Annotated in this window: 15 protein-coding genes, 1 pseudogene and 1 riboswitch; of the genes and pseudogenes, 7 read left to right on the top strand and 9 right to left on the bottom strand. The window is 65.7% G+C overall.

Features of this window, described 5'->3' with window-relative positions; translation table 11 throughout:
• Positions 1-38: 38 nt before the first annotated feature.
• The 5 genes from gshB to ACMDW7_RS00440 all read right to left on the bottom strand — a co-directional run bounded on the left by gshB (position 39) and on the right by ACMDW7_RS00440 (position 5,210).
• Positions 39-998, bottom strand: coding sequence for a glutathione synthase (gene gshB, locus ACMDW7_RS00460; protein ID WP_377305067.1), 960 nt, complete (start codon positions 996-998; stop codon positions 39-41).
• 31 nt (positions 999-1,029) lie between these two features.
• Entirely contained in the window at positions 1,030-2,337 is a 1,308-nt protein-coding gene (gene gshA, locus ACMDW7_RS00455; protein WP_377304864.1) for a glutamate--cysteine ligase, read from the bottom strand.
• A gap of 162 nt (positions 2,338-2,499) precedes the next feature.
• The gene (locus ACMDW7_RS00450; RefSeq protein WP_377304862.1) at positions 2,500-4,050 is read right to left on the bottom strand and encodes an ammonium transporter; all 1,551 of its coding nucleotides are present in this window, start codon (positions 4,048-4,050) and stop codon (positions 2,500-2,502) included.
• Between the two features lie 20 nt (positions 4,051-4,070).
• Entirely contained in the window at positions 4,071-4,409 is a 339-nt protein-coding gene (locus ACMDW7_RS00445) for a P-II family nitrogen regulator (protein WP_054124452.1), read from the bottom strand.
• Between the two features lie 27 nt (positions 4,410-4,436).
• Entirely contained in the window at positions 4,437-5,210 is a 774-nt protein-coding gene (locus ACMDW7_RS00440) for a TorF family putative porin (RefSeq protein ID WP_377304860.1), read from the bottom strand.
• A gap of 280 nt (positions 5,211-5,490) precedes the next feature.
• Here ACMDW7_RS00440 and ACMDW7_RS00435 point away from each other — a divergent pair, with 280 nt between their 5' ends.
• Positions 5,491-5,745, top strand: a complete 255-nt coding sequence (locus tag ACMDW7_RS00435; protein WP_377304858.1) for an accessory factor UbiK family protein — start codon at positions 5,491-5,493, stop codon at positions 5,743-5,745.
• A complete protein-coding gene (locus ACMDW7_RS00430; RefSeq protein ID WP_377304856.1) occupies positions 5,742-7,256 on the top strand; it encodes a YifB family Mg chelatase-like AAA ATPase in 1,515 nt (504 codons plus the stop codon). Before ACMDW7_RS00435 ends, ACMDW7_RS00430 begins: the two co-directional genes overlap by 4 nt.
• On the opposite strand, the gene ACMDW7_RS00425 is transcribed toward ACMDW7_RS00430, so the two are convergent.
• The gene (locus ACMDW7_RS00425) at positions 7,243-7,794 is read right to left on the bottom strand and encodes a hypothetical protein (protein ID WP_377304854.1); all 552 of its coding nucleotides are present in this window, start codon (positions 7,792-7,794) and stop codon (positions 7,243-7,245) included. The two genes, ACMDW7_RS00430 and ACMDW7_RS00425, sit on opposite strands and share 14 nt — an antisense overlap.
• A gap of 33 nt (positions 7,795-7,827) precedes the next feature.
• Between ACMDW7_RS00425 and ACMDW7_RS00420 the strand changes: the two genes are divergently transcribed.
• From ACMDW7_RS00420 to ACMDW7_RS00405, 4 genes are all read left to right on the top strand, one after another.
• A complete protein-coding gene (locus ACMDW7_RS00420) occupies positions 7,828-9,147 on the top strand; it encodes a sensor domain-containing diguanylate cyclase (RefSeq protein WP_377304852.1) in 1,320 nt (439 codons plus the stop codon).
• A gap of 3 nt (positions 9,148-9,150) precedes the next feature.
• Positions 9,151-9,462, top strand: coding sequence for a DUF1840 domain-containing protein (locus ACMDW7_RS00415; protein WP_377304850.1), 312 nt, complete (start codon positions 9,151-9,153; stop codon positions 9,460-9,462).
• Positions 9,463-9,590: 128 nt separating this feature from the next.
• Complete coding sequence (locus ACMDW7_RS00410; RefSeq protein WP_054124459.1) at positions 9,591-9,896, top strand: hypothetical protein; 306 nt, start codon at positions 9,591-9,593, stop codon at positions 9,894-9,896.
• 248 nt (positions 9,897-10,144) lie between these two features.
• Positions 10,145-11,203, top strand: a complete 1,059-nt coding sequence (locus ACMDW7_RS00405; RefSeq protein WP_377304848.1) for a sensor domain-containing diguanylate cyclase — start codon at positions 10,145-10,147, stop codon at positions 11,201-11,203.
• 3 nt (positions 11,204-11,206) lie between these two features.
• Here the strand turns inward: ACMDW7_RS00405 and metH are convergent.
• A pseudogene (gene metH, locus ACMDW7_RS00400) lies at positions 11,207-13,981 on the bottom strand (methionine synthase); the annotation flags it as partial.
• Positions 13,979-14,048: riboswitch (S-adenosyl-L-homocysteine riboswitch) on the bottom strand. It overlaps the preceding pseudogene by 3 nt.
• Positions 14,049-14,216: 168 nt before the next feature.
• Entirely contained in the window at positions 14,217-14,939 is a 723-nt protein-coding gene (locus ACMDW7_RS00395; RefSeq protein ID WP_377304847.1) for a type 1 glutamine amidotransferase domain-containing protein, read from the bottom strand.
• A gap of 119 nt (positions 14,940-15,058) precedes the next feature.
• On the opposite strand from ACMDW7_RS00395, the gene ACMDW7_RS00390 reads away from it, so the two are divergent.
• Positions 15,059-15,958, top strand: coding sequence for a LysR family transcriptional regulator (locus ACMDW7_RS00390; RefSeq protein ID WP_377304845.1), 900 nt, complete (start codon positions 15,059-15,061; stop codon positions 15,956-15,958).
• A gap of 20 nt (positions 15,959-15,978) precedes the next feature.
• Here ACMDW7_RS00390 and ACMDW7_RS00385 read toward each other — a convergent pair whose 3' ends face one another.
• Positions 15,979-17,373: a DUF2252 domain-containing protein gene (locus ACMDW7_RS00385; RefSeq protein ID WP_377304843.1), complete on the bottom strand. Its 1,395-nt coding sequence runs from the start codon at positions 17,371-17,373 to the stop codon at positions 15,979-15,981.
• Between the last annotated feature and the right edge of the window lie 78 nt (positions 17,374-17,451).

Below are 17,451 nucleotides of genomic sequence, written 5' to 3'. Positions count from 1 at the left end.
ATTATCGCGGTGGATGCTTCAGCAGCATCTGCGCCGGTTCAATAGCCTGCGGCAATGCGCTGCTCCAGCGCGTCAATGAAGATCGCCGCCACGTCCACGCCGCTTTGCTGCGTGATCTCCTGGAAGCAGGTCGGGCTGGTGACATTGATCTCGGTGACATGATCGCCGATCACGTCCAGCCCGACGAGGAACAGACCGCGCGCGGCGAGTGTGGGGCCGAGGGTCTCGGCAATCTCGCGGTCGCGCCGGGTGAGCTCGCGCGCCACGCCGGTGCCACCGGCGGCCAGGTTGCCGCGGGTCTCACCGCCCTTCGGAATGCGCGCGAGGCACCACGGCACAGGCTTGCCGTCGATGATGAGGATGCGCTTGTCGCCATGCACGATCGCCGGCAGGTACTTCTGCGCCATGATGGTCTGCGTGCCGCCGGCCGTCAGGGTTTCCAGGATGACGGACAGGTTGTGCTCGCCCTGCACGGCGCGAAAGATGCCCATGCCGCCCATGCCGTCGAGCGGCTTGTAGATCACGTCGTGATGCTCCGCATGGAAGGCGCGCAGGCGCTCCATGTCGCGCGCCACCAGCGTGGGCGCCGTGAACTGCGGAAACTCCAGGATCGCCAGCTTCTCCGGATGGTCGCGCAGAGCCTGGCCGCGGTTGAACACGCGCGCGCCCTGACTCTCGGCACGCGAGAGCAGGTGCGTGGCGTAGAAGAATTCGATGTCGAAGGGCGGGTCCTTGCGCATGAGCACGCCCGAGAACAGGTTCAGGCTCATGCGCTCACGCCGGCCTTCGGGCGCATACCAGGCGTGCTCGTCGCCGGTGAGGATGATCTGCTGCACGGTGGCTTCGATCAGCGCGCTGTCGGGGTCGGCGGCCAGATCCTTCACTTCGCAGGCGTAGATGGCATGACCGCGACGGGCGGCCTCGCGCATCATGGCGAAGGTGGAGTCCTTGTAGGTCTTGAAGCCGTCCAGCGGATCGGCAACGAACAGCAGCTTCAGCGGTGCTTGGCTCATGGGTTCGGGATCTTGATCAGGCCAGCGCCGGGGCGGCGGCCGATGCGCGCGGGCGAGTGGCCTCCAACTCCAGCGAGGCGGCCAGTGCTGCCAGGCGGCCGATCACGCCGTAGGTGTAGAAGCGGTTCACCCCGGCGTCCACGGCATCGCTGCAATCGGGCGTGTTACAGGGCGCGGCAAAGGGCAGGGGCTTGAAGGTCATGCCGGGGGCGTTGAGGTTCTCGTCGCGGCCACGCGCGGCATTGATGCGATAGAAGCCGCCCACCACATGCCGATCGATCATGTAGACCACGGGTTCGGCGCTGCCGCCATCCACCTGCTCGATGGTGGGGACCCCTTCCTGGACCAGCACCTCAGAGACCTGCAGACCCTCCTTGACCACGCTCATCTTGTTGCGGGCCTTGCGGTTCAGGCCGACCATCTCCTCGGGGCTGGTCACCTTCATGATGCCCATGCCGTAGGTGCCGGCGTCGGCCTTGGCGATCACGAAGGGCTGCTCCGTGATGCCGTACTCCGTGTACTTGGCCTGGATGCGCTTGAGCACATCGGACACCGCGTCGGCCAGCTGCTGCTCACCCTCGCGCTCGTGGAAGTTCACGCCACGCACGGCAGCGAAGTATGGGTTGATCAACCAGGGATCGATGTCGATGAACTGCGCAAACTCGCCCACGGCCCGGTCATAGGCCGCAAAGTGGTGCGACTTGCGGCGCACGGCCCAGCCGGCATGAAGCGGCGGCAGCAGGTTCTGGTTGGGCGACAGACCCTTGAGAATGTCCGGCAGGCCGGCGGACAGGTCATTGTTCAGCAACACGATGCACGGCCGAAAGCCGGGCAGCACGATTCGGTCGCCCTCGCGCTGCAGCGGCTCCACGGTCAGGCTCTGGCCGTTGCCGGCATCCAGCGGGGTGGCCTCGGTGACTTCGGGGTTGAGGCTGCCCAGACGCACGTTGAGCCCGCTCTGCTTGAGGATCTGCTGCAGGCGCAGCACATTCTGCAGATAGAACTGGTTGCGGGTGTGGTTCTCCGGGATCAGCAGCAGGCTGCGTGCGTCGGCGCAGTGCTGCTCCACGGCGCCGGTGGCGGCCATGATGGCCAGCGGCAGGGTGTCCGGCGCGAGGTTGTTGAAGCCGCCGGGATACAGGTTGGTGTCCACCGGGGCGATCTTGTAGCCGGCGTTGCGCACGTCCACCGAGCTGTAGAAGGGTGGCGGGTTGTCCTGCCACTGCATGCGGAACCAGCGCTCAATCTGCGGGCTGGCATTGAGCACCGTGCGCTCAAGCTCGGCCAGGGGCCCGGCCAGCGCGGTAATGAGGTGAGGAACCATGGGGGCTAGTTTGCGTGAGAAGGAGGGTTTTCAAGCATTCTAGGGAAGCCCCATGCGAGTTGCGTGACGATCAATTCGCCGATGCGGCAGGCGTTGGCTGCCCACAAAGCACAAGGGCGCACCTTGCGGTGCGCCCTTGCTTCGGACTGACGTTCCGGTCAATCAGCCGTGGTAGGCCGTTTCGCCGTGGCTGTTGATGTCCAGACCTTCACGCTCTTCCTCTTCCTTCACGCGCAGACCGATCGTCCAGTCCACGAGCTTGTAGGCGATGAGGGAGACGACTGCGGACAGGATCACCGTGTAGATCACGCCTTGGGCCTGAATCCAGACCTGCGCGCCGATGCCGGGGAAGTTTCCGCACTTGTTGGCCACGTAGTCACAGATACCCTGACCGCCAAGGCTCGGGGCAGCGAACACACCCGTCAGCAGCGCACCGAGGATGCCGCCCACGCCGTGCACGCCGAACACGTCCAGCGCATCGTCCGCACCGAGCAGACGCTTCAGGCCGTTCACGCCCCACAGGCAGATGACGCCCGCGGCCAAGCCCATGAGGAGCGCGCCACCGACACCGACGAAGCCAGCCGCCGGGGTGATGGCCACGAGGCCGGCCACTGCACCCGAGGCGCCGCCCAGCATCGAGGGCTTGCCCTTGCTCATCCACTCGGCGATGGTCCACGACAGCACAGCAGCGGCAGTCGCCACGAGCGTGTTGATGAAGGCCAGCGCAGCCAGACCGTTGGCTTCCAGGTTCGAGCCGGCGTTGAAGCCGAACCAGCCAAACCACAGCAGTGCGGCACCGATCATCACGAGCGTCATGTTGTGCGGCGCCATGGCTTCGCGGCCGTAGCCGATGCGCTTGCCGATCAGATAGGCGCCCACCAGGCCGGCGATACCGGCGTTGATGTGCACCACGGTGCCGCCCGCGAAGTCCAGCGCGCCCTTGGCCCACAGTGCACCGGCGGCAGCCGTCACGGCGTCGAGCGTGGCTTGATCCTTGATCGCATCCGGGCCGTCCCAGTACCAGACCATGTGAGCGATGGGCAGGTAGCTGAATGTGAACCAGATCACCAGGAACACGAGCACGGCGGAGAACTTCATGCGCTCGGCAAAGGCGCCGACGATCAGCACGCAGGTAATGGCTGCGAACGTGCCTTGGAAGGCCACAAAGATCAGCTCGGGGATGTAGACGCCCTTGCTGAAGGTCGCGGCCATCGAATCAGGCGTTACGCCCGAAAGCAGCAGCTTGGAGAAGCCACCGAAGTACGGATTGCCCGCGGTGAATGCCACGGAGTAGCCGTAGATGACCCACAGCACCAGGATCAGCGAGGCGCCGACCATGACCTGCATGAGGACCGACAGCACGTTCTTGCTGCGTACCAGACCGCCATAGAACAGGGCCACGCCGGGCACGATCATCAGCAGCACAAGGGCTGTGGAGATCAGCATCCAGGTGGTGTCGCCCTTGTTGGCTGTGGGGGCCGGCGGCGCAGCTTCGGCGGGCTTGGCCTCGGCTGCTGGTGCTGCGGCCGCAGGCGCGGCGGCGGCCGGGGCAGCCTCAGCCGGCTTGGCGTCAGCCGGTGCAGCAGGCGCTGCGGCCGGAGCCGTCGCTGCCGGAGCAGCATCGGCCGGTTTGGCCGCCGGCGCCTGGGCATGGGCCGCGAACACGGCCAGACCCAGCACGGCGGCTGCGATCAACTGAGAAAAACGCTTCATTGTGAATGCTCCCCTGTGCTTCAAAGCGCCTGGCCGCCGGTCTCGCCGGTGCGGATCCGGACGACCTGTTCGAGCGAGGTCACGAAAATCTTGCCGTCACCGATCTTGCCGGTGCGCGCCGCGGCCTCGATGGCCTCGATCGCGCGGTCAACCAGATCGGCGGGCACGGCGGCCTCGACCTTCACCTTGGGCAGGAAGTCGACGACATACTCGGCACCCCGATACAACTCGGTGTGGCCCTTCTGGCGGCCGAAACCCTTCACCTCGGTGACGGTGATGCCCGACACCCCCAGCCCCGAGAGGGCTTCGCGGACTTCATCAAGCTTGAAGGGCTTGATGATCGCGGTGATCATCTTCATGGTGGTCCCCTATGTCCTGCTTCGAGCTCAGAAGGTCTTGGAGACCGAAAGAACGGCACCGGTCTTGCCCGCACCTTCGGTAAAGCCGGACTCAGCCGTCGTAAATAGCTGCTTCTCGGTGGTGCCCACGACGTTCAGACCGACTGCCCAGCCGGAGAAATCCTTGGTAATGCCCACGCGATAGTCAGACACGGTGTCCTTGCGCAGACCCAGAGCCTTGCCGTTCTTGATCTTCTGATAACCATAGTGCGCCGACAGCGTCAGGCCCTCAGCAAGCGGGAAGTTACCGGTCAGGTCCAGGTAGTAAGAGCCCTTGGAGTCGGTAGGCGTGTTCTTGCCCAAGCCGAAGAAGTTGGTGGTCGAGTAGAAGACCTTTGCGGACACAGGGCCGTAGCTCGCGCCTGCGTACAGCTCACCGTTGTCGATCTTGATGAGGCCCAACGCACCGGACTTCGGGTAGTAGTAATAGAGATAGCCCACGTCCAGGCCGATCTCGCCGATCGATGCCTTGTAGCCGCCGTAGAAGTCCATCTCAAGGCTAGCGCCGTTGTACAGACCTTGCTCGACGTTCGAGTTCCAGTTGCCGACGTAGAAGCCGGACGAGTGCGCCAGGTCGAAGCCGCCCTGGTAAGCGAAGCTGTAGCCCGTTTGAGTGAAGCCGCGGAACCGGTAGTCCGAGAACAAACCTGCATTGCCGGTCAGGGACCAGTCCGACTTGGGCGCAGCAGCGGTTTGAGCAAACGCAGCGGCCGAAGAGGCCAGAAGAGCGCCAACAGCGAGATTTACCAGTGTCCGTTTCATGCCTAACTCCCCAAAGTGTGGAAACAACTACGACTGCTCGTGCTGCCGGTTCGGCAGGTTGATGCATCGTCAGCAGAATCTGTGCCAACTGCTGCAGCGCCGCATTCGTGCACACTCCGCGTGCGCGCCACGCTGCGAGCAGTGCGTTCGGGCGCGAGCCGCACCGAAGATGTGCATCAATGGGGTTCCGAGTTGATGGCGCACTGAAGTGGTGCCTTCTGGGTCGGTGCCGCCCACGTTGGCGGGCGCCGCTAAGCTCAAGGACTTCAAGGGAGCCGGCATGGACCGAAACGCTTTTCTCGATGATCTGCAGCAGAAAATCAGCGCAGTCATCGCCAATACGCCCGCAGCAGACATCGAACGCAACGTGAAGGCCCTGGTGGCGCAGGGTCTGGCGCGTTTTGAACTAGTCACGCGGGAGGAGTTTGAGGTCCAACGCGAACTGGTTGCCCGACTGAGAGCCCAGGCCGAGGCGCTCGAGGCCCGGCTGGCGGCGCTCGAAACGAGCCCGCGCAGCACCGACCCCGCGGCGTGAGCCTCGCCGTCGTTCGCAGCCGGGCGCTGGCCGGCATGGCTGCGCCCGCCGTTCAGGTCGAGGTGCACCTGGCCAACGGCCTGCCCAGCGTCACGCTGGTCGGCCTGCCGGAGGCCGAGGTCAAGGAAGCTCGGGAGCGGGTGCGCGCGGCGCTGATCAATTGCGGCTTCGAGTTCCCGCAGCGCCGTATCACGATCAACCTGGCACCGGCGGATCTGCCCAAGGAGTCGGGTGCATTCGATCTGCCCATCGCGCTGGGGGTGCTTGCGGCGAGCGGGCAGATCCCCATCGAGGCCTTGGCTGACACCGAGTTCGCGGGTGAGCTGTCCCTGTCGGGCGAGCTGCGCCCGATCCGCGGTGCGCTGGCCATGGCCTATGCGGTCAGCCGCGAGAGCGCGGCCGAGCGTGAGCCCCGATTCATCCTGCCGCAGGCCAGTGCGGCGGAGGCTGCGCTGGTCAGTGGCGTCAAGTCCACTGGGGCAAGAACATTGCTGGACGTATGCGCGCACCTGACGGGTACGGTGCCACTGGATACCGTGCTCGCAGCGGGCACAGTCGGGCAAGCAGCCGCCTACCCGGACATGGCTGATGTGCGCGGCCAGGCAGTGGCGCGTCGCGCCATGGAGATTGCGGCCGCGGGCGGGCACTCGGTGCTGCTCATCGGCCCACCAGGTACTGGCAAGAGCATGCTGGCCAAGCGTTTCGCCGGCTTGATGCCTTCGCTGACCGAAGAAGAGGCGCTGGAGTCCGCAGCCGTGCTTTCGCTGGTCGGCCGCTTCGATCCACACGCATGGCGTCAGAGGCCATTTCGCGCGCCGCACCATACCGCCAGTGCGGTGGCCCTGGTAGGTGGAGGATCAAGCCCTCGGCCGGGAGAGATCTCCCTCGCACACCATGGCGTGCTCTTCCTGGACGAACTGACCGAGTGGGATCGGCGCGTGCTGGAAGTACTGCGCGAGCCCCTGGAGAGCGGGCGGATCCACATCAGTCGCGCGGCGCGCCAGGCCGAGTTTCCAGCGCGCTTTCAGCTGGTGGCCGCGATGAATCCCTGCCCCTGCGGCTACCTTGGGCACCGGGTCAAGGCCTGTCGCTGCACGCCTGACCAGATCAGCCGGTATCAGGGCAAGCTGTCCGGTCCGCTGCTGGATCGGATCGATCTTCAGGTGGAGGTGCCGGCGCTATCGGAGTCCGAGCTGCTGAGTGCCGCGCCGTCCGAACCCAGCAGCGCGATTGCCGAGCGTGTGAATGCTGCACGCGAGCGCATGCTTGCGCGGCAGGGCCGCTTGAACGCGCTGCTGGACGAGGGCGATGTACGCACCCACTGCACGCTGCGCCCGCAGGCCGACGAGATGCTGCGCCGCGCGATGAGCCGCATGGCCTGGTCTGCGCGGACCGTGCATCGCGTGCTCAAGCTTGCGCGCACGACGGCAGATCTGGCTGGGAGTACCGACATCGACGCTCCGCATCTCGCAGAGTGCGTGCAGTACCGCGGTGTGCTCAACGCAGCTTGAGCGAGGTGACAAACTGCTCTGCCGCTTCCGCAGACAGGCTGCGATCCGGGCCGAGCGCGATCGCACAAAAAACATCACCACCGCGCCACGCGAATCGAGCGAGCAGCTGGCCACTTGAACCCTCGACCGTGCCGCGGGCAGTAACTTCGATCGCTCCCTCTGCCCCGGCCACCTGCACTGTTTTCGGTGCCGCGGTAGCAGTGCCACGTAGATTGGCCTGCATCGCGGCCGCCCATTCAGCCGCAACGGCCTGCGCAGATCGCCCATCGAGCACCACGAGATGGCCCGCCGCAAATTGCGCCTGGTCGACGCGCGCACCGGTCAGCGTCATGGCGTAGCTGGCTCCTCCCAGCGTCACCTGCCGAGTTGCACTCTCGGGCTTGGCCGGAAAGAGCGCCGTCACGCGCTCGTTGGCCGCCGGCATCTCGCGCCAATCGAACTTGGGCGAACAGGCGCCCAATGAAAGCGCGCAGACCAGACCGATCAGGCCGCGCCGAGCACGATCCGGCAGCCTGCAGAGGTTGTGAGCAGAATGCATACGCACACTGTAGCCCCATTGCACAATGCGCCGATGGACCGGAAGAACACACCCGCCGGCGGCGATCCGATGGGCATGCGTCGCCGCGGCGGATTGCGCCGCGATCTGCTGCGCGACGCGTTGCTCGCCGGTCTCATCATCCTGCTGGCGATTGCACTGATCGTCGTGCTGCGCTTCGGTGCGCTGGCCGACACGCGCACACAGGCGCAGGTGCAGAAGGCCGAGGAGATCAGTGCCGTGGCCAGCGACTTGCAGCTGCAGGCGCTTGAACTCGCTCGGTGGCAAGCCGCGCTGGCGTTCGAGTTCATGCAAAGTGCCGGCCCGGTATCTGCAGATGCAGAGGCGCTCCAGGCCTTCAACCGTGCACGCGGTCGGTACGCAGAGTTGCTTTCGCGCATGGCCGCACTGCAGCCGCCGGGCAGCCCCGGCTCGCTGGTGGCGCCCTTGCGAACGCAGCTCGATCAATTCGACGCCCTGCACGGAGAGCTGCTGTCGCGGCTGGCAAGGCCCGGCTCAAATGCGTCGCTGGAAGCGCTCGGCGTGCTGCTGGTGGCCGAACAGCAGACCATCAATGCGCTCATGGCGCTGAGCGGGCAGACAGCCGCCAGCGCACGCGAGTCCGCGCTGACGCTCAATCAGATCCAAGAGTCGCGCGATGTGGCGCTTCGCCGTCTCCTTATGGGGCTGATCGGTCTGATCATCGGACTGGCGGTGCTCCTTATCATCCTGCTGCGCCGAAGTCTGGTGCGCCAGCAGGAGCTTCTGGACCGGCTCGAATCACTCGCGCGGACAGACGCGCTCACTCAGCTGCCCAACCGCCGTGCATTCGAGGAGCGGCTCGCGCTGGAGATGAGCCGCGCCCAGCGATCCGGTGGCCCCTTGTGCCTGGCGATCATCGACCTGGACCGATTCAAGCGCTTCAACGACACCTTCGGCCACCCGCAAGGCGATGCACTGCTCAAGGAGGCCGGACACGCCTGGGGCTTGCATCTACGGCCCGCCGACCTGCTGGCACGCTACGGTGGCGAGGAGTTTGCGGTGCTGCTGCCGGACTGCGCACTGCACGATGCACAGCTGATGCTGCTGCGCCTGCTTGCTGCCACGCCGCAATCACAGACCTTCTCCGCCGGTGTGACGCTTTGGCGCCGCGGCGACGATGCCGCGCGCATGATCGAGCGTGCGGATAGGGCGCTCTATGGCGCCAAGGACGCGGGGCGCGCCCGTATCATGAATGAGTTCGGCCAGGTACTGGTGCCAGGCACTGCGGTTCCGCCGCTGAACATCGATCTCACGATCGCAGCCCGTGACTCATCAAGCCCCGGTGCGTCGGCGTCCGATTCCTCCAACCCCTGAGCCATGCTGTTTACCTTCCGCTCCAAGGCCTGCGCCGAGTTCTACATGCTCGGATCACATGCCGCAACCCTGCTTGATCTCATCGGTAAGCCGGCGACGGCCACCGGAATCATCACGACGGACCAGCTTCCAGACGCGATTGCTGCCATTGAGGCGGCCGTCGGACGGGCGCCGGTGCCGGATCGTCAGGACGATGGCGACGCTGTTCATGAAACGCCACGCGAAGTCGGTCTGGCGCAGCGCGCATGGCCGCTGCTGGACATGCTGCGCAGGGCCAGGACCAAGGGCGCAGATGTGATCTGGGTATCGCGCTGATTACGCACTGAACGCTGAACCGCACCTGTGTTGCCGCAAGGTTGCCGGGGCTGCATCCAGACTGATCCCTGCTTGTCGAAGCGGGTTGAAGCACGTAGCCTGCGCAGCTTTCCCGCCAAGGTCCAGTCATGAAAGCCGCTGTCACCGTCGTGTTCTCCGCCGAGTCTCGCTTCGAGATCGAGACTGAGACCGGTCTGTCCGGCGAAGCCGGCATGGAGTGGCTGGACGAGCAGTTTGAACTGCTCGAAGCGGAGCCGCTGCGTGCGTCTGGCAAGGTGCTGCTGGCCGACAAGGTGCTGGCGGTGGCCGCCGCCGCCGGTCCGCGCCGGTTTGCGAACCCGGACTTTGCGCAGGCCTACGCGTCCTACAGCGTCGCAGCGCTGGGACGGCCGGTCATCAATGTGGACGTGCCTGAACTTACGGTGACGTTCTGACCGGCACGCACATGCTTCTTGGCAATTCTTGACAATCGCGGCGGCGTGCCGCGTGCGCTTCGCAGCCGGTCGGCTGCTTCGTCAGCCTAGACTTTCATGCTGCCGCAGTCGGTACGTGGGTCTGGTCATCAATGCTCTCTGCTCAGCAGCGTCTCGCACGTCTACATCTTCGCGACTCCCTGCTTCTTCTCGGACTCGCCAGTCTTTGCGTCTCCCTCCTCGTCCGGGTATGGACGATCGGCGATGAGTTGCGCAGCACCCAGCTGCGTGCCGGCGAGCTGATCCGTCTGACCGAGCAGGCGCTGCTGGTCAACGCCAAGGCGGCGGCAGCCCACCAGACCGAGACCGCCTGGATCTACGTGCTCATGGACCCGGCCAGCCAGTCGGACCGCCTTGGCGCCGCGGCGGACGCGTTCTCGCTCGCGCAAGGTGAATTTTCGGGTGCCGTGAACGGCTTGGCCGCGCAGGTCAGTTCGGATGAATGGACCGGCGTGCTCATCACCAAGCTGCGCAGCGAGCACGGTGCATTCGTCCGCCTGCATCGCAGCATCTACGAGCGGATCCAGTCGGCCCCGGACCGTGATCTCACCCAGCTTCGCGCAGTGCTTGCTTCCGACGGCTTGCGCCTGTCGGAGTCCGTCAGTGCCCTGACGCAGACCCTGGCCTACAACTTTTCGCGTGAAGCCCAGCACAACCAGGACGTGCTGACCAAGCGCATCGCCGCCCTGCGCCTGCGGCTTCTCGGATTCGTGTCGCTGGCGCTCATACTCGTTGCGCTGCTGGGTGCCTTGGGTCATCGAGCCTGGCGCGCCACGTCCCGCGAGATGGAAGCGCTGCGCCTGAAGTCTCATACGGATGCGCTGACGCAGTTGCCCAATCGACGCAGCCTGGATCTGCGGATCCGCGAAGAGACCGCCCGCGCTCGATGCGAAGGCACCGCACTGACAGTGGCGGTCATCGATCTGGACCACTTCAAGGCCTACAACGACCTGCACGGTCATGACCGGGGCGATCAACTGCTGCGCCACGCGGCAGCCGCGTGGCGCGAGCACGTGCGTCCGACAGACTTTCTTGCGCGCGTCGGCGGCGAGGAGTTTGTGCTGCTGATGGTCGACTGTGACACGACACAGGCGGCCACACTGCTCGAGCGCCTGCGTCTGGTCACGCCAGATCACCAGACTTTCTCTGCCGGCTTTGCGCAATTGATGCCGGATGAGACGGCACCCGACTGGCTCAGACGGGCGGACACGGCGCTGTATGCGGCGAAGCGCTCCGGCCGGGACCGCTTCGAGCCCGCCGCGCCCTGAACGCTATCCGGCGAGCGAAGGCGCAAGCGCCCGGCGCAACTCCGCCTCCGCGCGCCCGCTGCGGGCCATGTAGTCGGCAAGCTGGTCAGGGCCGACCGGGCCGACGTTGAAGTACTGGCTGGCCGGATGGCTGAAGTAGAAGCCGCTCACACTGGCCGCCGGCGTCATGGCCAGCGACTCGGTCAGGGCCATGCCGATGTCCCCGCATTCGAGCGTGTCGAACATGGCGCGCTTGATCGTGTGTTCCGGGCAGGCCGGATACCCCGGCGCCGGACGGATGCCGCGATAGGCTTCCTTGATCAGATCCTCATTGCTGAGCTGCTCGTCGCTTGCATAGCCCCAGAGGTCCTTGCGCACCCGTTCGTGCATGCACTCGGCAAAGGCTTCCGCGAACCGATCTGCAAGTGCCTTGATCATGATGCTCGAGTAGTCATCGTGCAGGGCCTCGAACTGTGCTTCCTTCTTGTCCACGCCAATCCCGGCAGTGACGGCAAACAGGCCGATGTAGTCCGCGACGCCGCTGGCCTTGGGGGCGATGAAATCTGCCAAGCACTTGTTGTCCACGCCCTCGCGCTTGGCCAGCTGCTGTCGCAGACCGTGCCAGACGAACGTCACTTCGGTGCGTGAGTCGTCGGCATAGACCTCGATGTCGTCTTCGTTGACGGTGTTGGCCGGATAGAAGCCGACCACTGCGTTGGCCGTGAGCCAGCGGCCGGCGATCGCCTTCTCCAGCATGGCCTTGCCGTCTGCAAAGACCCGACGCGCCGACTCGCCGACCACCTCGTCCTGCAGGATGGCCGGGAAAGGGCCATGCAGATCCCAGGTCTGGAAGAAGGGCTGCCAGTCGATGTAGCGTGCGAGCTCTGCGAGGTCAAAGTTCCTGAACGTGCGGCGCCCGATGAACTTGGGCCTCGGTGGCACATAGCCCGCCCAGTCGATCTTCGGCCTGTTCGCGCGCGCCTCGCTGATGGAGACCAGCGCCGCGGCCTTCTTGTTGGCGTGGTTCTCGCGCACCTTGTCGTATTCGGCGCGGATGTCGGCGATGAAACGCGTGGCCTGATCGCTGACAAGATTGGTGGCCACGCCAACGCTGCGCGAGGCGTCGGTCACGTAGATCACCGGGCCTTCGTAGTGCGGCGCAATCTTCACGGCCGTGTGCACCCGGCTGGTGGTTGCTCCACCGATCAGCAGGGGCACACCCTTGGTGCGGAAGTACTCGTCACGCTGCATCTCGCTGGCGACATAGGCCATCTCTTCCAGGCTAGGCGTGATCAGACCGGACAGGCCGATGATGTCTGCGTTCTCTTCCTTGGCCTTGGCCAGGATCTGGGCGGCCGGCACCATCACGCCCATGTTCACGACCTCGAAGTTGTTGCACTGGAGCACGACGGAAACGATGTTCTTGCCGATGTCGTGCACGTCGCCCTTGACGGTGGCAATCACCATCTTGCCCTTGGGCTTGGCATCACCCCCCGCAGCGACAAGCTGGCGCTTTTCCTCTTCGATGAAGGGCACGAGGTGCGCCACCGCCTGCTTCATCACGCGCGCGCTCTTGACCACCTGGGGCAGGAACATCTTGCCGGCCCCGAAGAGGTCGCCCACGATGTTCATGCCGTCCATGAGCGGTCCTTCGATCACCTCGATGGGCCGGCCGCCGCGCGATGCGATGTCTGCGCGGCAGGCCTCGGTGTCCTCGACGATGAAGTCCGTGATGCCGTGGATCAGCGCGTGGGCAAGCCGCTTCTCGACGGGCTCCTCGCGCCACTTCAGGTTCACCTCGCGCTTGGCGCCACCCGTCTTGAAACGATCAGCGATCTCGATCAGTCGATCGCCAGCGTCCGGCCGACGGTTGAGCACAACGTCCTCGACCCGCTCGCGCAGCTCCGCATCCAGCTCCTCATACACGCCAAGCTGCCCGGCATTCACGATGCCCATGGTCATGCCAGCCTTGATGGCGTGATACAGGAAGACCGTATGGATGGCTTCACGCACGACGTCATTGCCGCGGAAGGAGAAGCTCACGTTCGACACACCGCCCGACACCTTGGCGCCGGGCAGGTGCTCGCGGATCCAGCGCGTGGCCTCGATGAAGTCCACGGCGTAGTTGTTGTGCTCCTCGATGCCCGTGGCAATGGCGAAGATGTTCGGGTCGAAGATGATGTCTTCCGGTGCGAAGCCGACCTGCTCGACGAGCACCTGGTAGGCCCGCGCGCAGATCTCGGTCTTGCGCGCGAAGGTGTCGGCCTGGCCCTTCTCATCAAAGGCCATCACAATCACGGCCGCGCCATAGCGGCGGCACAGCTTCGCCTGACGGATGAATTCGGCCTCGCCTTCCTTCAGCGAGATCGAGTTCACGACGGCTTTCCCCTGCACGCACTTCAGGCCGGCCTCGATCACCTCCCACTTGGAGCTGTCGATCATGATCGGCACGCGTGCGATGTCCGGTTCGCTGGCGATCAGGTTCAGGAATCGGACCATGGCGGCCTTGCTGTCGAGCATGGCCTCGTCCATGTTGATGTCGATGATCTGTGCGCCGTTCTCGACCTGCTGGCGCGCCACGGCGAGGGCGTCCTCGTAGCGGCCCTCCAGGATCATCTTGGCAAAGACCCGGCTGCCAGTGACGTTGGTGCGCTCGCCGACGTTGACGAACAGGCTGGTTTCGTCGATGCGCAGGGGCTCAAGGCCCGAGAGCAGCAGGGGCGAGACCGGGGGCTGGGCCGAACGGAGGGGTGTAGCTGGGGACATACGACTCACCTGAAGATGCCAAGGGGTGGATCCAGATGAGCGTGGTTCTTCTGACCGCGGGCCTGACGATTGAACAATCGCTGCAACGCTCCCCGACGAGGCTGCGAGTTTAGCCTTGGCGGATCATCGATGCCGGGGCAGCAATCTGGGAAAGCACAGCCAGAAACGCTGGCAATTCGCCCATCCGGCAGCCCTCACGCCGACGGCGCGATCTGGGCGAGCTCGCGGCCTTCATGGCCGCCGAGCGGCAAGATCGCTGAGCGGCCGCTCAGGCAGCAAGCGGCTCCCCACCAGCCAGCGCCGTCCAGAGCGCCTGCGCCACCGCAGGGCTCGACGCCGGGTTCTGGCCGGTGATGATCACGCTGCCTGAGTCACCGACGTCCTGCGTGCAGTAGGGCGCCCATGCCGGGCCGGCTTCGAAGCGGGCGCCCAAGGCGCTCAGACGTGACTCCAGCAGAAAGGGCACAACTTGATCGAGCCCCGCCAGACGCTCCTCGTGGTCAGTGAATGCATTGACCCGCAGGCCGGAAACGAGCGGCTGCCCATCAGGCCGGCGTGCGCCGACCAGACCCGCTGGCCCGTGGCAGACCGCGGCAATCGGCTTGCCCGCCGCGTAGAAGGCCTCCACCAGCGGCGCCGCGCCGTCGGGCAGATCCCAGACGGTGCCGTGCCCGCCCGGCAGGAACAGGGCGTCGAAGGCGTCGGCATGCAATTGGGCCGCTGCGGGGCTGTCCGCGAGCAGGTCGGCGTGCTCGCGCAGGAAGCGCTGACGCGGCTCGGGGTGCGGCGCATCCACAGGCGGCAGCGACGCCGGATCAAGCGGGATGGCGCCGCCGGCCACTGACGCCAGGCTCAAGCTTGCGCCTTGCTGAGCAAGCCACTGCATGGGCAGGGCGAGCTCTTCCAGCCACACGCCCGTGGGCTTGCCGGTGGCGCCCAGCTGAGCGTGTGAGGTGGTGAGTACGAGGATTCGGGGCGTCGAGGTGGCCATTTGAGTGTTCCTTGAGGATGGAGGAGGCGTGGCACCCGAATCGAACCTGCGTGCCACAAGCGGCATTTTGGTTGTATGGTTTCATTTGAAAAGTGACCTCACCTGACTAGGATTTTCAAATGAACGTTGAAAACATCACTGACCTGAAGATCTTTGTGGAATGTGCGGAGGCCGGCAATTTGACAGGTGCTGCAGAGGTCTTGCATATCACGCCAGCGGCAGCCAGCGCCGGGCTCAAGCGTCTGGAGGCGCAACTCGGCGTGCGCCTGCTCGAACGCTCTACCCGCACGCAGCGCCTCACACCGGAAGGCGAGGCCTACCTGGGCTATGCGCAGCGGGCGCTCGCCCTGCTTGCCGAAGGCGGCGCGCAGGTGTCTGAGTCTCAGCGTGAGTTGCGCGGCGCGATCCGACTGGCTGCGCCCAGCGACCTGACGCGCCGCATCCTGCTGCCCTGGCTGGACGCCTTCGCGGACGCGCACCCCGGTGTGTCGCTGCAGCTGTCGGTGGCCGACACGCTGCATGATCTGGTACGCGACACCGTGGACGTGGCGATCCGCTACGGAGATCTCGCCGACAGCCGCCTGGTGGCCGTGAAGCTGGCGGACACTGCGCGTGTGCTGGCCGCAAGCCCGGCCTACTTGAAGAAGGCCGGTACGCCCTCGCATCCGCGCGAGCTGAGCCAGCACGATTGCCTGAGCTTCGAGGTCGCCGGCCGCCGACACGTGAGCTGGACGCTGGGCACTGCCGCGGGCGACACCGCCACCGTGCGCACCGACGGCAAGCGCAGCGTGGACGATGCCGACATCGCCCACCGCTGGGCGCTGGAGGGCCGCGGCATCATCTTCAAAAGTGCGCTGGATCTCGCCGCCCACTTCAAGGCCGGCGAGCTCAAGCCCGTGCTGCCCGACTGGCGCGAACCCATGCCGCTGAACGCCGTGCTGCCCAGCAACCGCTTCCTGCCGGCCCGCGTGCGCGCACTCGTGGACGATCTGAAGGCGCGGTTCGCCGCGCTCGGCTAGCGCGGGGTGCGCGACGCGCCTCAGTCCTCTGCCTCGATGATCACGCTGAGCTTGCCGGCCTTCACGGCGGCGGCCAGCGCGGCGTGGTCTGCCTCGTTCTGGTCGGCATACGCAAAGGCGTGGCGCGTGATGGCTGCATCGAAGGCGTCGCCCTTGCCGATGTAGCCCGCAATCAACGCCGGATCGCCGGCCTTGGCCTGGCTGCGCGCCAACGCGTAGCCGCAGGCCTGGGCATAGTCGGCCAGGTCATCGGCGGAGAACTGGGTCACGTCCAGCGAAGCCTTCATGTCGCGCAGCTGCCGCACGTAGAACTCCGCGCCCAGCGCCTTGCTGGAGGCCCAGCCCAGAAAGATGTCGCTGGCGGCTTGGCACAGGCGCTGGCCGACGACGATGCGCTGGCCGTCGTGCTCGTAGGGGCTCTGGCCGAGCCAGGGTTCGAGCACCGAATCCGCCGCCTCCTTGAACTGCAGGAACAGCGGGTGGTGACCATCCGCCGCAAACAGCGCGATGAAGCAGCGCCGCCCCACACTTCCCACGCCCGGTACCTTCACGGCCACGTCCATCAGCTCATAGCGGTCGAAGAGCTCACGACGGTCTTCGGGCAGGCTGGCGCGGTAGTCCTCGAAGAAGATCTGGATGCTGCTCTCGAAGCGGCTGATCTCGCGCTGGGTGGCACCCGCGTCGTGATAGACCCAGGGCGGCGCGTCCTTGATGCGCATCTCCCGGCCGCTCGCGCCGTCCACCCATTCCACCGCATCGTCCACCAGCGCCCGTGAGTTCTTGCGCCGCGCCTTCTCGATGACCTGCTTCTCCTGCTTGCTTGCGCCACCGAGTGTGAGCAGCAGCTCGGCCGTGTCCTGGTAATACCAGACCTCCAGGGTGTCCATCTGCGCAAACTCGAGCATGCGCGCGTGATACGTGTCCAGCAGGGTGCGCACCACCCGCTCCTGAGCGCTGCGCGCAAGCTGCAGCTCGCGCCCGGCGATCACAAAGCTTGCCGCGAGGCGGCGCACGTCCCAGTCGAAAGGTCCGGGCAGGGTTTCGTCAAAGTCGTTCAGCCCGAAGAGCAGGCGGCGCTCCGGGCTGGCGAACAGGCCGAAGTTCGACAGATGTGCGTCGCCGCAAAGCTGCACGGTCACCGGGCAGCGCAGGCCCTGGGCCAGATCGTGCGCCATGATCGCCGCCGCGCCGCGGTAGAAGGCAAACGGGCTGGCCAGCATGCGCCCGTAGCGCACGGGCAGCAGCTCCTGCACCCTGCCCCGGTCGGACTCGCGCAGCAGCGCCAACGGATCGCGCTTGCCCGGCAGATGCTGCGCGAGGCTGGAACGAGGCACCTGCTTGCGTGCCGCCCGTCCGGCATCCATGCGCACCTGCAGGGGGCCGCGGCCGATGAGATGGTCAGTTGTATGTTTCATACCTTCCATCATGGTGGCTGATGCGCGTCACCGCTCTAAGGGCTTGCCCGGGGAGCGACCGCATCGGCCACAGGAACG

Origin of the sequence: Piscinibacterium candidicorallinum (assembly GCF_047549485.1) — a bacterium.
Classification (GTDB): domain Bacteria; phylum Pseudomonadota; class Gammaproteobacteria; order Burkholderiales; family Burkholderiaceae_C; genus Piscinibacterium; species Piscinibacterium candidicorallinum.
The sequence above is the reverse complement of the archived record's forward strand: the minus strand, read 5'-3'. Positions and strand labels throughout refer to the sequence as shown.